This window comes from Variovorax sp. Soil_C_26 (assembly GCF_057657075.1).
Genome location: NZ_JBDGJC010000007.1, coordinates 265,717 through 279,542, shown reverse-complemented (window position 1 = coordinate 279,542; position 13,826 = coordinate 265,717). Strand labels below are relative to the sequence as shown.

Here is a 13,826-nt window from a genome sequence, read left to right as displayed (position 1 = left end):
GGCCCGCGGGCGAGAAAAAAGGGCCCGGAGGCCCTTTGAGAGAAGGTGCTTCGAGGTGCGGCCTAGTCTTCTTCGACGAAAGCCTCTTCGCGCTTGCTACGCACCGACGGCAGCAGCACGATCACCAGCAGCACCGCGGCCGCGGCCAGCAGGCTGGCCGAGATCGGGCGCGTGACCAGCACGCTCCAGTCGCCGCGCGACAGCAGCAGCGCGCGGCGCAGGTTCTCTTCCATCATCGGCCCGAGGATCAGGCCCAGCAGCAGCGGTGCCGGTTCGCACTCGAGCTTGTGGAAGGCGTAGCCGATGATGCCGAACAGGCCCACCATCCAGACGTCGAAGGTGTTGTTGTTCGTGGAGTACACGCCGATCGCGCAGAACAGCACGATGGCGGGGAACAGCCAGCGGTACGGAATGGTCAGCAGCTTGACCCAGATCCCGATCAGCGGGAGGTTCAGGATCACGAGCATCGCGTTGCCGATCCACATCGAGGCGATCAGGCCCCAGAACAGCTCGGGGTCGCTGGTCATCACCTGCGGGCCCGGCTGGATGTTGTGGATGGTCATCGCGCCGACCATCAGCGCCATCACTGCATTGCCCGGAATGCCGAGCGTGAGCAGCGGGATGAACGAGGCCTGCGCGCCCGCATTGTTGGCCGACTCGGGGCCCGCCACACCGCGGATGTTGCCCTGGCCGAACGGGATCTCGCCGGGCCTCAGGCGCAGCTTCTTCTCGAGCGTGTACGACGCGAAGGCCGACAGCAGCGAGCCGCCACCCGGCAGGATGCCGAGCGCGCAGCCCAGCGTGGTGCCGCGCAGGATGGCCGGCACCATGTTGCGGAAGTCCTCGCGGGTCGGGAACAGGCTCGACACCTTGGCCGTGAAGACCTCGCGCTGCTCTTCGGGCTTGGCGAGGTTGGCGATGATCTCGCCGTAGCCGAACACGCCCATGGCCACCGCGATGAAGCTCACGCCGTCGGTGAGTTCGGGGATGTCGAACGAGTAGCGCGCCACGCCCGAGTTGACGTCGGTGCCGATCAGGCCGATCAGGAGGCCCAGCACGATCATGCAGATCGCCTTGAGCAGCGAGCCCGAGGCCAGCACCACCGCGCCGATCAGGCCCAGCACCATGAGCGCGAAGTATTCCGCCGGGCCGAACTTGAAGGCCAGCTCGGTCAGCACGGGCGCGAAGGCGGCGAGCACCAGCGTGCCCACGCAACCGGCGAAGAAAGAGCCGATGCCTGCGGCTGCGAGCGCGGCCCCGCCGCGCCCCTGCTTGGCCATCTGGTGGCCGTCGATCACGGTCACCACGGACGACGATTCGCCGGGCAGGTTGACCAGGATGGCCGTGGTCGAACCGCCGTACTGCGAGCCGTAGTAGATGCCCGCCAGCATGATCAGCGCCGCGACCGGCGGCAGCGCATAGGTGGCCGGCAGCAGCAGCGCGACGGTGGTGACGGGGCCGATGCCCGGCAGCACGCCGATCAAAGTGCCCAGCAGGCAGCCGAAGAAGGCATAGAGCAGGTTCTGCAGCGTGAAGGCTGCGCCGAAGCCCAGCGCGAGGTTGTCGATCAGTTCCATGTTGTTGTCGGCCCCTTCAGCCGGTGATGAAGCTGGGCCAGACCTGGAACTGCAGGCTCAGGCCGAGGATGAAGACCAGGTAGCTGCCGACGGCAAGCACGCTGGCCAGCATGAGCGAGCCCTTGAACCTGAACTGCGTGCCGGCCATGCTGGCGACGATCACGAGCGCATAGATCGCGAGCACCAGGCCGAGCGCTGGCACGTCCATGCTCGGCATGCCGCCGAGCAGCACGCCGAACAGCAGGTTGGCGCCGATGATGAAACCCAGCTGCTTCCAGGCGATGGCACCAACCGGGTTGGTGTCTCCCTCGTTGCCGCGCAGCGAGAGCGAATTCACCAGGACCACCAGGCCCATCACGCACAGCAGGATGCCGAGCATCAGCGGGAAATAGCCCGGGCCCATGCGGGCACCGCTGCCAATCTTGTAGTTGAGGGCGCCGATGGCAAAAGCCGCGCCGACGGAGGCGAACATCAGCCCGGAGAAAAAGTCCTTTTGACTCCTGATCTTCATGGTGGGTGGTGCACTTTCGGGTGGGGGGAGATGGATGGAGGAGGCCGCAGGCGACGCGCACGGACGAAGGGCCCCGATGGGGCCGCGGCCAGCATCCAAATTTATATCATGTCGTGATGTAAGCGAATCGAGAATTGACTTATCGCTTTCCCTGCCCCGGTGTGGCCGCGCCTTGCTACATTCAGCGACGGGCCACAACAAAGCACACCATGTCCGATCCCCGGGAAAGTCCTTCCAAGCGGCGCCTCGAGGCGCTTTCCGAATTTCGCTATCGCCTGCGCAACTTCCTTCGCTTCAGCGAGGATGCGGCGCGCGAGGCCGGCGTGACCGCGCTGCAGTACCAGCTGCTCCTGCACACCCAGGGCTTTCCCGGTCGGCTCTGGGCGACCGTCAGCGAGCTGGCCGAACGCCTGCAGGCGCAGCCGCACGGTGTGGTGGCGCTGGTCTCGCGCTGCGAGGACGCCGGGCTGGTGCGCCGCGAGCCGAGCAAGGTCGACCGGCGCCAGGTCGAGGTGCACCTGCTGCCCAAGGGGCGCAAGGTGCTGGCCAAGCTGGCGCAGCGCCACCTGACCGAACTCTCCGAGCTGGCCGAGGCGGTGCGCCTCGCGCACGCGATCCAGGGCAGCATCGACGAACATTGAGGCGCCGCGCCGGGAAAATGCCGGAAAAGGCCGGGCCGCTAAAATCCGCGCTTTGCTTTCTCCTCCTAAGGACCCCACATGAGCGCGCTTCCCTCTCTGGACGACCGTGACGGCAAGATCTGGATGGACGGCGAACTCGTGGACTGGCGCGACGCCAAGATCCACGTGTTGAGCCACACGCTGCACTACGGATGCGGCGCATTCGAAGGCGTGCGTGCCTACAAGACGCCCGAGGGCACGGCGATCTTCCGCCTGGCCGAACACACCGAGCGGCTCTTCAACAGCGCCAAGATCCTGCGCATGAAGATCCCGTTCACGCCCGAAGAGCTGAACGAAGCGCAAAAGCAGGTCGTGCGCGAGAACAAGCTCGAGAGCTGCTACCTGCGCCCGCTGATCTGGATCGGCTCCGAGAAGCTCGGCGTCAGCCCCAAGGGCAACAAGATCCACGCCATGGTCGCGGCCTGGTCGTGGGGTGCCTACCTCGGCGAAGAGGGCATGCGGCGCGGCATCCGCGTGAAGACCTCGAGCTACACGCGCCACCACGTCAACATCACGATGACGCAGGCCAAGTCGGTGAGCAACTACACCAACTCGATCCTCGCCAACATGGAAGCGCTGGACGACGGCTACGACGAGGCGCTGCTGCTCGACGCGAGCGGCTTCGTCTCCGAAGGCGCGGGCGAGAACATCTTCGTGGTCAAGGGCGGCGTGGTCTACACGCCCGACCTGTCCGCGGGCGCGCTCAACGGCATCACGCGCAACACCATCCTGCACGTGTGCAAGGACCTCGGCATCGAGCTGGTGCAAAAGCGCATCACGCGCGACGAGGTCTACATCGCCGACGAGGCCTTCTTCACCGGCACGGCCGCCGAAGTCACGCCGATCCGCGAACTGGACCGCATCGAGATCGGCAACCGCGGCGACGGCGGCTCGCGCGGGCCGGTCACCGAGAAGATCCAGGCGGCCTTCTTCGACATCGTGAACGGCAAAAACCCCAAGTACGCCCACTGGCTCACGAAGGTCTGAGAGAACCCATGCCCACCAACGCAGTCGTCGAACTCCTGGCCAAGGAACTCAACCCGCAGGGCGGCGTGTTCTGCCCGAGCCCCAAGGCCGACATGAAGCTCTGGAACACCCACCCCAAGGTTTACCTGGACGTGGCGCGCACCGGCGAAGCCAAGTGCCCCTACTGCGGCACCGTCTACCGCCTCAAAGCGGGTGAGCAGGTGGCTGGCCACCACTGAAGAGGCCCGCGAGGCCCGGCGGCAGCACCGATCGCCACGGGCTGCCGCTTTCCTGCACCATGCGCAGGAAAAGAAAGGCCACGAACAGCAGCGACAGGCCGATCTGCGCGTCGCGCATGGCCGAGTTCAGGCTGGCGGCCACGGTCATCGTGAGCATCGCAACGAAGCCGATGCGCCCCGTCAGGTCGGCGCGCCGCCAGCACACCCAGACCCCGCCCAGCATGATCGCGAGCAGCGACAGCAGCCCCGGAATGCCCGCTTGCGAGCCGATCCAGAGATAGTCGTTGTGCGGCATGTTCTTGTAGCCGATCACTTCCGGCGCGCGCTTCTTCCATTCGCTGGTCCAGGCGCCGATGCCCTGGCCCGCGACCGGCGCGTCGAGCATCATCTGCGCGGTCTCGCGGTACATGTAGTAGCGTGAAACCCAGCTGCCCTCCGAGGCCAGGCCGGCCTGGGCCTGTTCGAGCTCCTGCACGCCGAGCTCGAACTTGCTCTTGATGGAGGCGGGCAATTGCCAGGCGCCGAGCGCCGCGAGCGCCGTGGCCAGCGCCAGGCCCGCCAGCAGGCCACGCGGATGGCTGCGCCACTGGTGGAAGCAGGCCGCGAAGACGCAGCCGAGCATGGCGACGAGCGAGGTGCGCGACGGCAGCGCGAGGCTGACCACGATCGCCATCACGGCCGCCACGCCGAAGGCCGGCCCGGCCCAGTGCCAGCGGCGCGCATCGCCGAGGTGCGCGAGGCCCAGCACCGCGGCCGCGGCGCCGATCATCGCGAACAGGAGCGCGTCGTTGATCGACTTGTTGCCCTGCATGATCGTCACGGCGCGCCAGATCTGCAGGTCGGGCAGGCCGACGGTGTGGTACAGCGCGATCAGCAGCAGCCCCAGCACCGAGGCGAGCAGGAAAGCGCGCAGCGCCCACACGCATTCGTCGCGCGTGAGTGCCAGCGCCAGCAGCATCGTGAGCGCGATGCGCAGGCCATGGGCCAGCTCGCCGCCGGTTTCCTTGAAGTGCGGCGACACGGCCAGCACCACCAGCATCCAGCCCACGTACGCCATGATCGGCCACCACAGCGGATGGGCCCTGACGCGCGCCGCACGCTCGCGCCAGTTGCCGTCGATGGCCATCGCGAGCAGCAGGAGAAGAAGGGCCGCGTAGTTCACGCCGACCGGCATGTAGACCACGAAGCCCCAGAGGGCCGCCGTAGGGCGTCCGAGTCTTGAACGGAACATGGGGCGGAATTCTAGAGGCGCGGCCCGATCGCGCGCCTGGCTTTGGCGGTGCGGCGGGTCCCCGCGCGGTGCTGCGTCACCGCGGAAGGCGGATCACGAAGCTTGCGCCGCCGCCCGGGCGGTCTTCGCATTGCACGCTGCCGCCGTGGCGTTCGGCAATGGATTTCACGAGTGCCAGTCCGAGCCCCACGCCGCCGTTGCGCTCGCTCGCGCCGGGCAGCCGGTAGAAGGGCTCGAAGATGCGCTCGCGCAGTGCGGCGGGTACGCCCGGCCCGCGGTCGTTCACGCGCACCGTGGCAAAGCCGTCGGTGCTGCCGAGTTCGACCGAGGTCTCGCCCGCCCCGTAGCGGCGCGCGTTCTCGAGCAGGTTGCGCACCGCGCGGCGCAGCAGCCGGGGCACGCCGGGGACGGTGAGCGTCGCGCTGTCGGTGCCTGCTACGAGGTCGAGTTCGGCGTCCACGCGCGAGCATTCCTCGGCGGCGAGGCCGGTCAGGTCGACTGCCTCGATCGTGCCCATGTCGGCCTCACGCGCATCGAGGCGGCTCGCGAGCAGGATCTCGTCGATGAGCTGGTCGAGCTCGCCGATGTTGCGCGAGATCTCCTCGCGCGCCGAAGGGCTCGGCCGCTCGCCCATGAGCTCGAGGCCCATGCGGATGCGCGTGAGCGGCGAACGCAGCTCGTGCGAGGCGTTGGCCAGCAGCGACTTGTGCGAGCGCACCAGCTGTTCGATGCGTTCGGCCGAGGCATTGAAGCGTTTGGAGAGATCGGCCACTTCGTCCTGCCCTTCCTCGGTGATGCGTACGGACAGATCGCCGTCGCCCCAGCGCTGCACGCCGCGCTGCAGCGCCTCCAGCCGCTGCGTCAGCCGCCGCACGATGGGGTACACCCCGAGCGCCACGGCGATGCCCACGAGCGCGATCATCCAGCCGAGCCCGAACGGCGTTCGCCAGGGCGAGAACCCGCCCGGGCGGCGATCGCGCGGCGCCACGCGCAGGGTCATCTCCCTGCCGTCGCTCAACGTCACGTCGAACTCCAGCCCCTGGCCCGGCACGCGCAAGGCCTGCCCAGTGCCGATGGGGGTGTCGTTCTCGTCGAGCACCACGACGTTGCGCGGCACCGGCGCGAGGCGCTCACGCTCGGCCTGCGCCGCTTCACGCACGACCCAGTTCGCCATCAGCGTGAGGATCACGACGCCGGCCACCACCGCCATCCAGATGCGGACGTAGAGGTGGCGCGAGTAGAGGGTGCGCAGCATCGGGTCGGGCCCTAGTCTTGCTGCTTGGCGAACACGTAGCCGACGCCGCGCACCGTGAGGATGCGCTTCGGGTTCTTCGCATCGGCCTCGATGGCGGCGCGGATGCGGCCCATGTGCACGTCGATCGAGCGGTCGAAGGCCTCGAGCTCGCGGCCGCGCACGGCTTCCATGATCTGGTCGCGCGTGAGCACCCGGCCCGCGCGCTCGGCCATCGCGACCAGCAGGTCGAACTGGTAGGAGGTGAGGTCGGCCACCACGCCCGCCACCGACACGGTGCGGGCATTGCGGTCGATCTCGAGCGTGCCGAAGCGCATCACCGAACTGGCCTCGGTGTCGACGCTGTTCTCGCTGCGCCGGCGCAGAACCGCGCGGATGCGCGCGAGTAGCTCGCGCGGCTCGAAGGGCTTGGGCAGGTAGTCGTCGGCGCCGATCTCCAGGCCGATGATGCGGTCCATCGGGTCGCCCTTGGCGGTCAACATCAGCACCGACACCTTCGACGCCGGCGGCGGCAGCGAGCGGATGCGGCGGCACACCTCGAGGCCGTCGGTGTCGGGCAGCATGAGGTCGAGGATCACGAGGTCGGGCGCGTGCTGCTGCAGCTGCTCGAGGCCGCTCGCGCCGTCACCAGCGTGCGTGACGACGAAGCCCGACTGCGTCAGGTACTCGCTCACCATCTGCGCCAAGCGGGTGTCGTCTTCGATCATCAGGAGATGGGGGGTGCTCATGCGCTTCATGGTCGTCCACAGGAGGCAACGGGGCTTGAACGCTCCGTAAAGTTGGGTAAACGGCGCTTCAGGCTGTCAACGGGTGGGCCGGAAACAGCATGGCGCCCGCAGGAAGGGCGGCGGAGGGCTCGGCCATGTGCGCCTCGAGCATGGCGGGCACGGCGCAGTCCGCCAGGTCCGTGCCGTCGGCCCGGGCCCGCTCGAGGATCTCGCGCGCCAGCTGGCGCAGCTGCGCGGTCGAGGTGCGGATGCGCGCCTTGAACGCGGCGTCGTCCAGCCGCGGGTCGGTGAGGCTCTTGTTGAGCTCGGCGAACCACGGCATCGCGGCCTGATCGAGCATGACCGGTGCATTGCGCTTGCGGCTCGCGGCCGACCAGGCGCGCAGCAGCTGCTGCACCGCGATGTTCAGGCGCTGGCAATGCTGCAGCTCTTCCTTCAGGCTGCCGAGCAGCATCAGGTCGGTGAGCCGCTGCTGGAAGAAGATCTGCGACAGCACGCCCCAGTAGTAGGCGTAATCCCAGATCACCTTCACCGGCAGCACCTCGGGGTCGCCGAACAGCGGGTACTGGTCTTGGTAGAGCGCCAGCGTGCTCTCGTAGAACGAGTGGTAGATCTGGTCGTAGAGCTGCGCACGCGCCTCCACCGAGCGGCCCGTGCGATCGTGCGCCACCAGGTCGGTGATGTAGGTGTTGCTCATCGCGATGAAGTCGCTGCCCGGCGAGTAGAACGGGTCGAGGAAGAGCCCCGCCTCGCCCGTGAGCGCCCAGCGCCGGCCCGAGAACACCTGCTTGCAGCCGTGCGAGAAGTGCTTGAGGAACGCGAAGTCCTGCAGCAGGTGGCGCTTGCCGTCGAGCGCGTCGTAGAGCCGCGGCTGGTAGATGGCAAACCACTGCATCGCCTTCTCGAAGGTGTCGATGGTGTCGAGCGGATGCAGCTTCGGGTCGGCCACGATGCCCACCGAATGCGAGCCCGAGGCCAGCGGGATCAGCCAGGCCCAGTAGCCCGCGCCCACGAGGTGGTTGGTCGAGAGCCAGCGCGCCTGCGGATTGCAGCGTTCGCGCCACGCGGGATCGTCGCTCCAGGCGTCGACGTCGATGCGCTCTGCGATGCGGAACCACACCGCGTTGACGTCGTGCGCATTGGGCTCGGCAAGCCCGAGCTTGCGCTTGAGCATGCCGGCGCGGCCGCAGGCGTCGATGAGCCAGCGCGCCTCGGTCGCATGCGTCCGGTCGCCTTGCGACCATTCGATGCGGTGCGGCGCATCGTCCTCGGCGGCGAGTTCGATGCGGCGCACCAGCGCGCCGTCCTCGAAGCGCACGCCGCGCCGCACGGCCTCTTCGGCGAGGTAGTTCTCGAAGATGCCGCGGTCGATCTGGTAGCTCGGTACGGCCAGGTAGCGGCTCGCGCCGATCTCGGTGACCTGGTCGAAGTCGCGGCGCCCCTCGCTGAAGAAGAAGCGGAAGCCGAACTTGCGCAGCTGCGCGCCGTCCATGTGGGGCTTGAGGCCGAGCACCGTGTCGAAGTAGTGCGCGCCGATCTCGACCGACGACTCGCCGACCTTGTGCGCGGCCTCGGGCACGGGATGCCGGCGCCGTTCGAGCACCAGCACGTCGAGGTCGGGAAAGCGCTGCCTGAGCTGCAGCGCGAGCGTCAGGCCCGCGAGCCCGCCGCCCATGATCACGGCGCCGCAAGAATGCACAGTGTTCACCGGTGGCACCCCTGACGCAGCGTTCATGTCTTGTTCCTAGTCGTTGTTGAGCGGCTGCAGCGACAGCCGCAGTGAAAGCGTCGCCGAGAGCGGCAGTTCGATGGCCGAGGCGGACGGGCCGCTGTCTGCCGCCAACGCGAGCGCCTCGAACAGGCCGAGCGCATGCGCCATCGGATTGATCTGCGCGAGCGTTTTTGCGGCCTCGGAGCGCGGCGCGGGAAAGTGCCCGTCGCTGCTTTCGATCGACCAGTCGAACGACGCCACGCTGCGCGCCGTGCGCTCGGGCGCGATCACCAAGGCCACGGCCAGCAGGCCGCGGCTGTCGGTCACCGAGGTCAGCGGGCCGACGGTGGGCGTGTCGTAACCCACCAGCAGCACTGGCGACTGGTCGGCCGCGCACTGCACGGCCGCCTCGAGCAGGCCCGCGGGAAAGCTGTGGTCGTACGCCGAGAGCGAGTTGCTCGCGGCCATGCAGCCGGTGCCAATGGTCCAGTAGCCCACGGCCGCGTTGTGCACCGAGTTGTGAAAACGCGTGGGCGACAGCACCGTGGGATCGCTCGCGAGCGTGCTGCACATGTAGTCGTTGATCGAGAGGTCGCCATGGGCCGACACGAAGACGCAGGGCACGTCGGCCGCGTTGCGGCCCGCGCCCGCCATGGCGGCGGCGGCCACTTCGAGCGCCAGGGCGACGGTGTCGGGCGCGCGCCGGCGCTCGGCCGGTGCGAGCACCTGCGGCGACGGCCGCTTGGCCGGCGGGTCGGCGAGCGCGCCTTCGCCGCGGAAGGCCGCGCGTGCCGCGTCCCAGCCGGGCAGCGTGGGCGTCCAGAAGGCCGGGCCTTCGATGTAGAGCGTGGGTGGCGTGATCGTCGTCATTGGCCAGCCTTGCCGAAGACGAGCGAACAGTTGTTGCCGCCGAAGCCAAAGGAGTTGGTGAGCGCATGCCGCACGTCGCCGCGCACGGGCGCGAGTTGGATCTGCGGCCCGAAGCTCTCGTCTAGCTCGGTGGTGTTCACCGTGCCGGGCATCAGGCCGCGCTCGATCGCGAGCAGGCTGATGACCGATTCGACGATGCCGGCCGCGCCCAGCGTGTGGCCCATGAAGCCCTTGGTCGAGCTCGCATGGGTGCGGGCCGGAAAGCGGCGAGCGACCAGCGCGCCCTCGACCTCGTCGTTCTTCTGGCTCGCCGTGCCGTGCATGTTGATGTAGTCGATGGCTTCGGGCGCCAGACCCGCGCGCGCGAGCGCGTCGTCGAGCGCGCGTTCCGCGCCCAGGCCTTCGGGATGCGGCGTCGACATGTGGTGCGCGTCGCTGGCTTCGCCGTAGCCCAGAAGCCGCAGCGGCAAGGCCGGGTCGTCCTGCACCCGCTCCAGCAGCGCGAAGCCGGCCGCCTCGCCGAGGCTGATGCCCTTGCGGTGCGCGTCGAACGGGCGGCAGGGTTCGCTCGACACCAGTTCGAGCGAGTTGAACCCGAACAGCACGCTGCCGCACAGCGTGTCGGCCCCGCCCACAACGGCCGCATCGGCCAACCCGAGGCGGATCAGCCGCTCGGCCGAGGCGAACACTTTGGCGCTCGACGAGCAGGCGGTGGAGATCGTCTCGCTCGGGCCGGTGAGCCCGAGCGCCTGCTGCACGAACATCGCGAGCGAATGCGGCGAATGCACGGCGGGGCGGCGTTGGTCCATGGGAAAGAGCCCATCGGCATCGAGTTGGGTGTAGGCCAGTTCGGTTTCGCCGATGCTCGAGGTCGAGGTGCCGAGCACCAGCGCGATGCGCGACGCGCCGTATTTGGCCCGCGCAGCCGCCACGGCTTCGAGAAAGCCGTCGGCTTGGAGGCCGAGCCAGCCGAGCCGGTTGTTGCGGCAGTCCCATTGGGCGAGCACTTCGGGCAGGCGGACGTCTTCGAGCCCGTCGACCCGGCCGATCCAGGTCGGCAGCGGCGCGGGGCCGAAATCGTTGGCACGCAGGCCGCTGCGCGATTCGGCGAGTGCCTCCGCGAGCGGCTCCTTGCCGACGCCGACGGCCGACGTGGCCGTGAAGGCGCTGATCTGAAGGGGTGGAATGCGGGACGGCACGGTGCTTGAGGGTTTCGGCGAAGGTGTAGGAACGCTTGGAAGCGAAGCGGCGGAAGCGGCGGTGGCCGGAAAACGACAGCCTACCAGTTGCGCGGCCGCTGCGGCGTCATCTGTTTGCCCGAGCGGCGCGGGCGGCCAGCGCCACCAGCAGCAGCACCGGCACACCCAGCAGCGCGGTGCAGGTGAAGAACCGGGCGTAGCCCCAGACGTCGACAAACAGGCCCGAATAGCCGGCGATGAACTTCGGCAGCAGCAGCATCAGCGAGCTGAACAGCGCGTACTGCGTGGCCGAATAGCTGATGTTCGTCAGGCTCGACAGGTAGGCGATGAAGGCCGCCGAGGCGATGCCGCCGGCCAGGTTGTCGGCCGAGACCACCGCGATCAGCGCCGTCAGGTCGTGCCCGCGCGTGGCCAGCCAGGCGAAGAGCAGGTTGCTGGCGGCGCTGAGCACGGCGCCGAGCATCAGCACCCGCATCACGCCGAGGCGCATCGAGAGCACCCCACCCACGAAGGCGCCCACCAACGTCATGACCACGCCGTAGATCTTGCTGACCGTGGCCACCTCGTCCTTGGTGAAACCCATGTCGACATAGAACGGATTGGCCATGATGCCCATCACCACGTCGCTGATGCGGTAGGTCGCGATCAGCGCGAGGATCAGCGCGGCCTGCCACTTGTAGCGGCGGATGAAGTCGGCGAAGGGTTCGATCAACACGCTGCGCAGCCACTCGGCCGCATTGCGCGCCTTGGGCAGCGCACGGCGCACCGGCTCGGGCGACAGCAGCACGGTGAGCACGCCCACGGCCATCGAAACCGCCATCACCAGGTAGGCCGTCTTCCAGGCCGCGTTCTGGTAGGCTGCGGCGCCCGTGGCCGCGGTCGCCGGCACCACTTCGGCCCAGGCGGCCACCCACAGCACGCCGGCGCCGGCCCAGATCATCGCGAGCCGGTAGCCGGTCTGGTAGGCCGCCGCGAGCGCGGCCTGCTTGCGCGTCTCGGCCGATTCGATGCGGAAGGCATCGAGCGCGATGTCCTGCGTGGCCGAGCCGAAGGCCACCAGCAACGCACACCAGACCAGCGGTCCGAGCCCCTGGCGCGGATCGTTGAACGCCATGCCGACCAGCCCTGCAATGACCAGGCCCTGCGCCAGCAGCAGCCAGCCGCGCCGGCGCCCGAGCAGCGTGGTCAGGGGCGGCAGCGGCAGCCGGTCGACCAGCGGCGCCCACACCCACTTGAAGCCGTAGGCCAGGCCGACCCAGCTGAGGTAGCCGATGGTGGTGCGGTCGATGCCCGCCTCGCGCAGGCGGAAGCTCAGCGTGCCCAGCACCAGCAGCAGCGGGAGCCCGGCCGAAAAGCCGAGCGCCAGCATGCGCAGCGTGGCGGGCTCGAGATAGACCTTCAGTGTGTCGCGCCAGGGCACGGAGGGCGAGGAAGGGGGCGTTTCGGCGGGCTGGGCAGACATGAACCCCGGATTGTCCACGAGGGCAGGCGATTGTTCCTATCATTCGCGCATGTGCAACCGATGCGACGCCCCCTTCGTTCTCCACGGCGCGCCCGCCGACGCGGCCTCGCCGGCCTCGGCCTGGCAGCCGCGGCGCGCCTTCCTGCTCGCGGCGGCCGGCGCCGCGCTCACGGGCCCGGCCCTCGCGCAGGTCAACGTGGGCAACGCCTCGGTGGCGCGCAATCTCGTGCCTGCCGACCGCATCGAGGCCGCGGGCGTGCAGCAGTACGGCCAGCTGCTCGACCAGGCGCGCGCCAAGGGCGCCCTTGCGGGCAACGGCAATGCCCAGCTGCAGCGGCTGCGCACCATCGCCAAGCGGTTGATCCCGTTCGCCACGCCCTGGAACTCGCGGGCGCGCGAATGGAAGTGGGAGGTCAACCTCATCGGCAGCAAGCAGGTCAACGCCTTCTGCATGCCCGGCGGCAAGATCGCCTTCTTCACCGGCATCCTCGAGCAGCTCAAGCTCGGCGACGACGAGGTCGCGATGGTGATGGGCCACGAAATGGCGCATGCGCTGCGCGAGCATGCGCGCGCGCGGCTCGCCAAGAGCGCCGGCACCGGCGCCGCGCTCTCGATCGGCGCGCAACTGCTCGGGCTCGGCCAGATGGGCGATTTGGCCGCGCGCGCAGGCACCCAGCTGCTCACGCTCAAGTTCAGCCGCGGCGACGAGACCGAGGCCGATCTCGTCGGCCTCGAACTGGCGGCGCGCGCCGGCTACGACCCCAAGGCCTCGGTGTCGCTCTGGAAGAAGATGGCCGCCGCCTCGAAGAGCCAGGGCGGGCTGAGCTTCCTGTCCACCCATCCGAGCGGGCCGGACCGGATCCAGAAGCTCGAGGCCAACCTGCCGAAGGTCGAGGGGCTCTACAAGGAAGCCCGGCGCAGCTGAGCGGCCCGCGGCCGCACCGCATCGGCGAAGATCGGCGCATGAAACCGACCGACATCAACCTGCCCGACGTGCTCGCCGAAGTGACGGCCGCCTTCGCGCGTTACGAGGACGCCCTGGTGAACAACAAGGTCGAGGTGCTCGACGAACTGTTCTGGAACAGCCCCACGACGATGCGCTACGGCGCCACCGAGAACCTCTACGGCTACGAGGAGATCCAGGCTTTCCGTGCGGCGCGTCCGTCGCAGGGCCTGGCCCGCGAACTGACCCGCACCGCCATCACCACCTACGGGCGCGACTTCGCCACGGCCCACTGCGAATTCCGGCGCGACGGCAGCACCCGCACCGGCCGGCAGAGCCAGACCTGGATGCGCACGCCCGCGGGCTGGCGCGTGGTGGCGGCCCATGTGAGTTTGCTGGGCTGAATCACGCCCCGATAAAATTCACATCCCCGCCCTCGTGAAACACAGCATGCCAA

The 13,826-nt window shown here is 68.7% G+C and carries 14 protein-coding genes; 5 read left to right on the top strand and 9 right to left on the bottom strand.

All coding sequences use genetic code 11. The annotated features are described in order from the left end of the window. Positions 1–62: 62 nt before the first annotated feature. Both AC3A6G_RS20940 and AC3A6G_RS20935 read right to left on the bottom strand, forming a co-directional pair. The gene (locus AC3A6G_RS20940; RefSeq protein ID WP_487861148.1) at positions 63–1,577 is read right to left on the bottom strand and encodes a tripartite tricarboxylate transporter permease; all 1,515 of its coding nucleotides are present in this window, start codon (positions 1,575–1,577) and stop codon (positions 63–65) included. A gap of 16 nt (positions 1,578–1,593) precedes the next feature. Beyond that, entirely contained in the window at positions 1,594–2,088 is a 495-nt protein-coding gene (locus AC3A6G_RS20935) for a tripartite tricarboxylate transporter TctB family protein (protein WP_487861149.1), read from the bottom strand. A 209-nt stretch (positions 2,089–2,297) separates the two neighbouring features. Here AC3A6G_RS20935 and AC3A6G_RS20930 point away from each other — a divergent pair, with 209 nt between their 5' ends. The 3 genes from AC3A6G_RS20930 to AC3A6G_RS20920 all read left to right on the top strand — a co-directional run bounded on the left by AC3A6G_RS20930 (position 2,298) and on the right by AC3A6G_RS20920 (position 3,973). Next, positions 2,298–2,729: a MarR family winged helix-turn-helix transcriptional regulator gene (locus tag AC3A6G_RS20930; protein WP_487861150.1), complete on the top strand. Its 432-nt coding sequence runs from the start codon at positions 2,298–2,300 to the stop codon at positions 2,727–2,729. 78 nt (positions 2,730–2,807) lie between these two features. After that, positions 2,808–3,755: a branched-chain amino acid transaminase gene (locus tag AC3A6G_RS20925; RefSeq protein ID WP_487874460.1), complete on the top strand. Its 948-nt coding sequence runs from the start codon at positions 2,808–2,810 to the stop codon at positions 3,753–3,755. A gap of 8 nt (positions 3,756–3,763) precedes the next feature. Next, positions 3,764–3,973, top strand: coding sequence for a zinc-finger domain-containing protein (locus AC3A6G_RS20920; protein WP_487861152.1), 210 nt, complete (start codon positions 3,764–3,766; stop codon positions 3,971–3,973). Here AC3A6G_RS20920 and AC3A6G_RS20915 read toward each other — a convergent pair. The 7 genes from AC3A6G_RS20915 to AC3A6G_RS20885 form a co-directional block, all read right to left on the bottom strand. Next, entirely contained in the window at positions 3,939–5,204 is a 1,266-nt protein-coding gene (locus AC3A6G_RS20915; protein WP_487874459.1) for an O-antigen ligase family protein, read from the bottom strand. The genes AC3A6G_RS20920 and AC3A6G_RS20915 overlap by 35 nt on opposite strands. 76 nt (positions 5,205–5,280) lie before the next feature. After that, the gene (locus tag AC3A6G_RS20910) at positions 5,281–6,459 is read right to left on the bottom strand and encodes an ATP-binding protein (protein WP_487874458.1); all 1,179 of its coding nucleotides are present in this window, start codon (positions 6,457–6,459) and stop codon (positions 5,281–5,283) included. A gap of 11 nt (positions 6,460–6,470) precedes the next feature. After that, positions 6,471–7,193 carry a response regulator gene (locus AC3A6G_RS20905; protein WP_487861155.1) on the bottom strand — a complete coding sequence of 241 codons (723 nt, stop codon included), beginning with the start codon at positions 7,191–7,193 and terminating at the stop codon, positions 6,471–6,473. Between the two features lie 58 nt (positions 7,194–7,251). Then, positions 7,252–8,919: an NAD(P)/FAD-dependent oxidoreductase gene (locus AC3A6G_RS20900; RefSeq protein ID WP_487874457.1), complete on the bottom strand. Its 1,668-nt coding sequence runs from the start codon at positions 8,917–8,919 to the stop codon at positions 7,252–7,254. Positions 8,920–8,928: 9 nt separating this feature from the next. Then, positions 8,929–9,765 (bottom strand): beta-ketoacyl synthase chain length factor, encoded by an 837-nt coding sequence (locus AC3A6G_RS20895; protein WP_487861157.1) that lies wholly within the window; start codon positions 9,763–9,765, stop codon positions 8,929–8,931. Beyond that, the gene (locus tag AC3A6G_RS20890; protein ID WP_487874456.1) at positions 9,762–10,964 is read right to left on the bottom strand and encodes a beta-ketoacyl-[acyl-carrier-protein] synthase family protein; all 1,203 of its coding nucleotides are present in this window, start codon (positions 10,962–10,964) and stop codon (positions 9,762–9,764) included. Before AC3A6G_RS20890 ends, AC3A6G_RS20895 begins: the two co-directional genes overlap by 4 nt. A 106-nt stretch (positions 10,965–11,070) precedes the next feature. Beyond that, the gene (locus AC3A6G_RS20885; RefSeq protein ID WP_487874455.1) at positions 11,071–12,426 is read right to left on the bottom strand and encodes an AmpG family muropeptide MFS transporter; all 1,356 of its coding nucleotides are present in this window, start codon (positions 12,424–12,426) and stop codon (positions 11,071–11,073) included. A 49-nt stretch (positions 12,427–12,475) separates the two neighbouring features. Between AC3A6G_RS20885 and AC3A6G_RS20880 the strand changes: the two genes are divergently transcribed. Then, positions 12,476–13,351 (top strand): M48 family metallopeptidase, encoded by an 876-nt coding sequence (locus tag AC3A6G_RS20880; RefSeq protein WP_487865241.1) that lies wholly within the window; start codon positions 12,476–12,478, stop codon positions 13,349–13,351. Positions 13,352–13,389: 38 nt separating this feature from the next. Then, positions 13,390–13,773: an oxalurate catabolism protein HpxZ gene (hpxZ, locus tag AC3A6G_RS20875; RefSeq protein ID WP_487861161.1), complete on the top strand. Its 384-nt coding sequence runs from the start codon at positions 13,390–13,392 to the stop codon at positions 13,771–13,773. Positions 13,774–13,826: the final 53 nt, after the last annotated feature.

Bases quoted from the DNA above. Each gene is read 5' to 3' on its own strand.
- AC3A6G_RS20940 (WP_487861148.1), bottom strand. From the start codon at position 1,577: ATGGAACTGATCGACAACCTCGCGCTGGGCTTCGGCGCAGCCTTCACG.
- AC3A6G_RS20935 (WP_487861149.1), bottom strand. From the start codon at position 2,088: ATGAAGATCAGGAGTCAAAAGGACTTTTTCTCCGGGCTGATGTTCGCC.
- AC3A6G_RS20930 (WP_487861150.1), top strand. From the start codon at position 2,298: ATGTCCGATCCCCGGGAAAGTCCTTCCAAGCGGCGCCTCGAGGCGCTT.
- AC3A6G_RS20925 (WP_487874460.1), top strand. From the start codon at position 2,808: ATGAGCGCGCTTCCCTCTCTGGACGACCGTGACGGCAAGATCTGGATG.
- AC3A6G_RS20920 (WP_487861152.1), top strand. From the start codon at position 3,764: ATGCCCACCAACGCAGTCGTCGAACTCCTGGCCAAGGAACTCAACCCG.
- AC3A6G_RS20915 (WP_487874459.1), bottom strand. From the start codon at position 5,204: ATGTTCCGTTCAAGACTCGGACGCCCTACGGCGGCCCTCTGGGGCTTC.
- AC3A6G_RS20910 (WP_487874458.1), bottom strand. From the start codon at position 6,459: ATGCTGCGCACCCTCTACTCGCGCCACCTCTACGTCCGCATCTGGATG.
- AC3A6G_RS20905 (WP_487861155.1), bottom strand. From the start codon at position 7,193: ATGAAGCGCATGAGCACCCCCCATCTCCTGATGATCGAAGACGACACC.
- AC3A6G_RS20900 (WP_487874457.1), bottom strand. From the start codon at position 8,919: ATGAACGCTGCGTCAGGGGTGCCACCGGTGAACACTGTGCATTCTTGC.
- AC3A6G_RS20895 (WP_487861157.1), bottom strand. From the start codon at position 9,765: ATGACGACGATCACGCCACCCACGCTCTACATCGAAGGCCCGGCCTTC.
- AC3A6G_RS20885 (WP_487874455.1), bottom strand. From the start codon at position 12,426: ATGTCTGCCCAGCCCGCCGAAACGCCCCCTTCCTCGCCCTCCGTGCCC.
- AC3A6G_RS20880 (WP_487865241.1), top strand. From the start codon at position 12,476: ATGTGCAACCGATGCGACGCCCCCTTCGTTCTCCACGGCGCGCCCGCC.
- hpxZ (WP_487861161.1), top strand. From the start codon at position 13,390: ATGAAACCGACCGACATCAACCTGCCCGACGTGCTCGCCGAAGTGACG.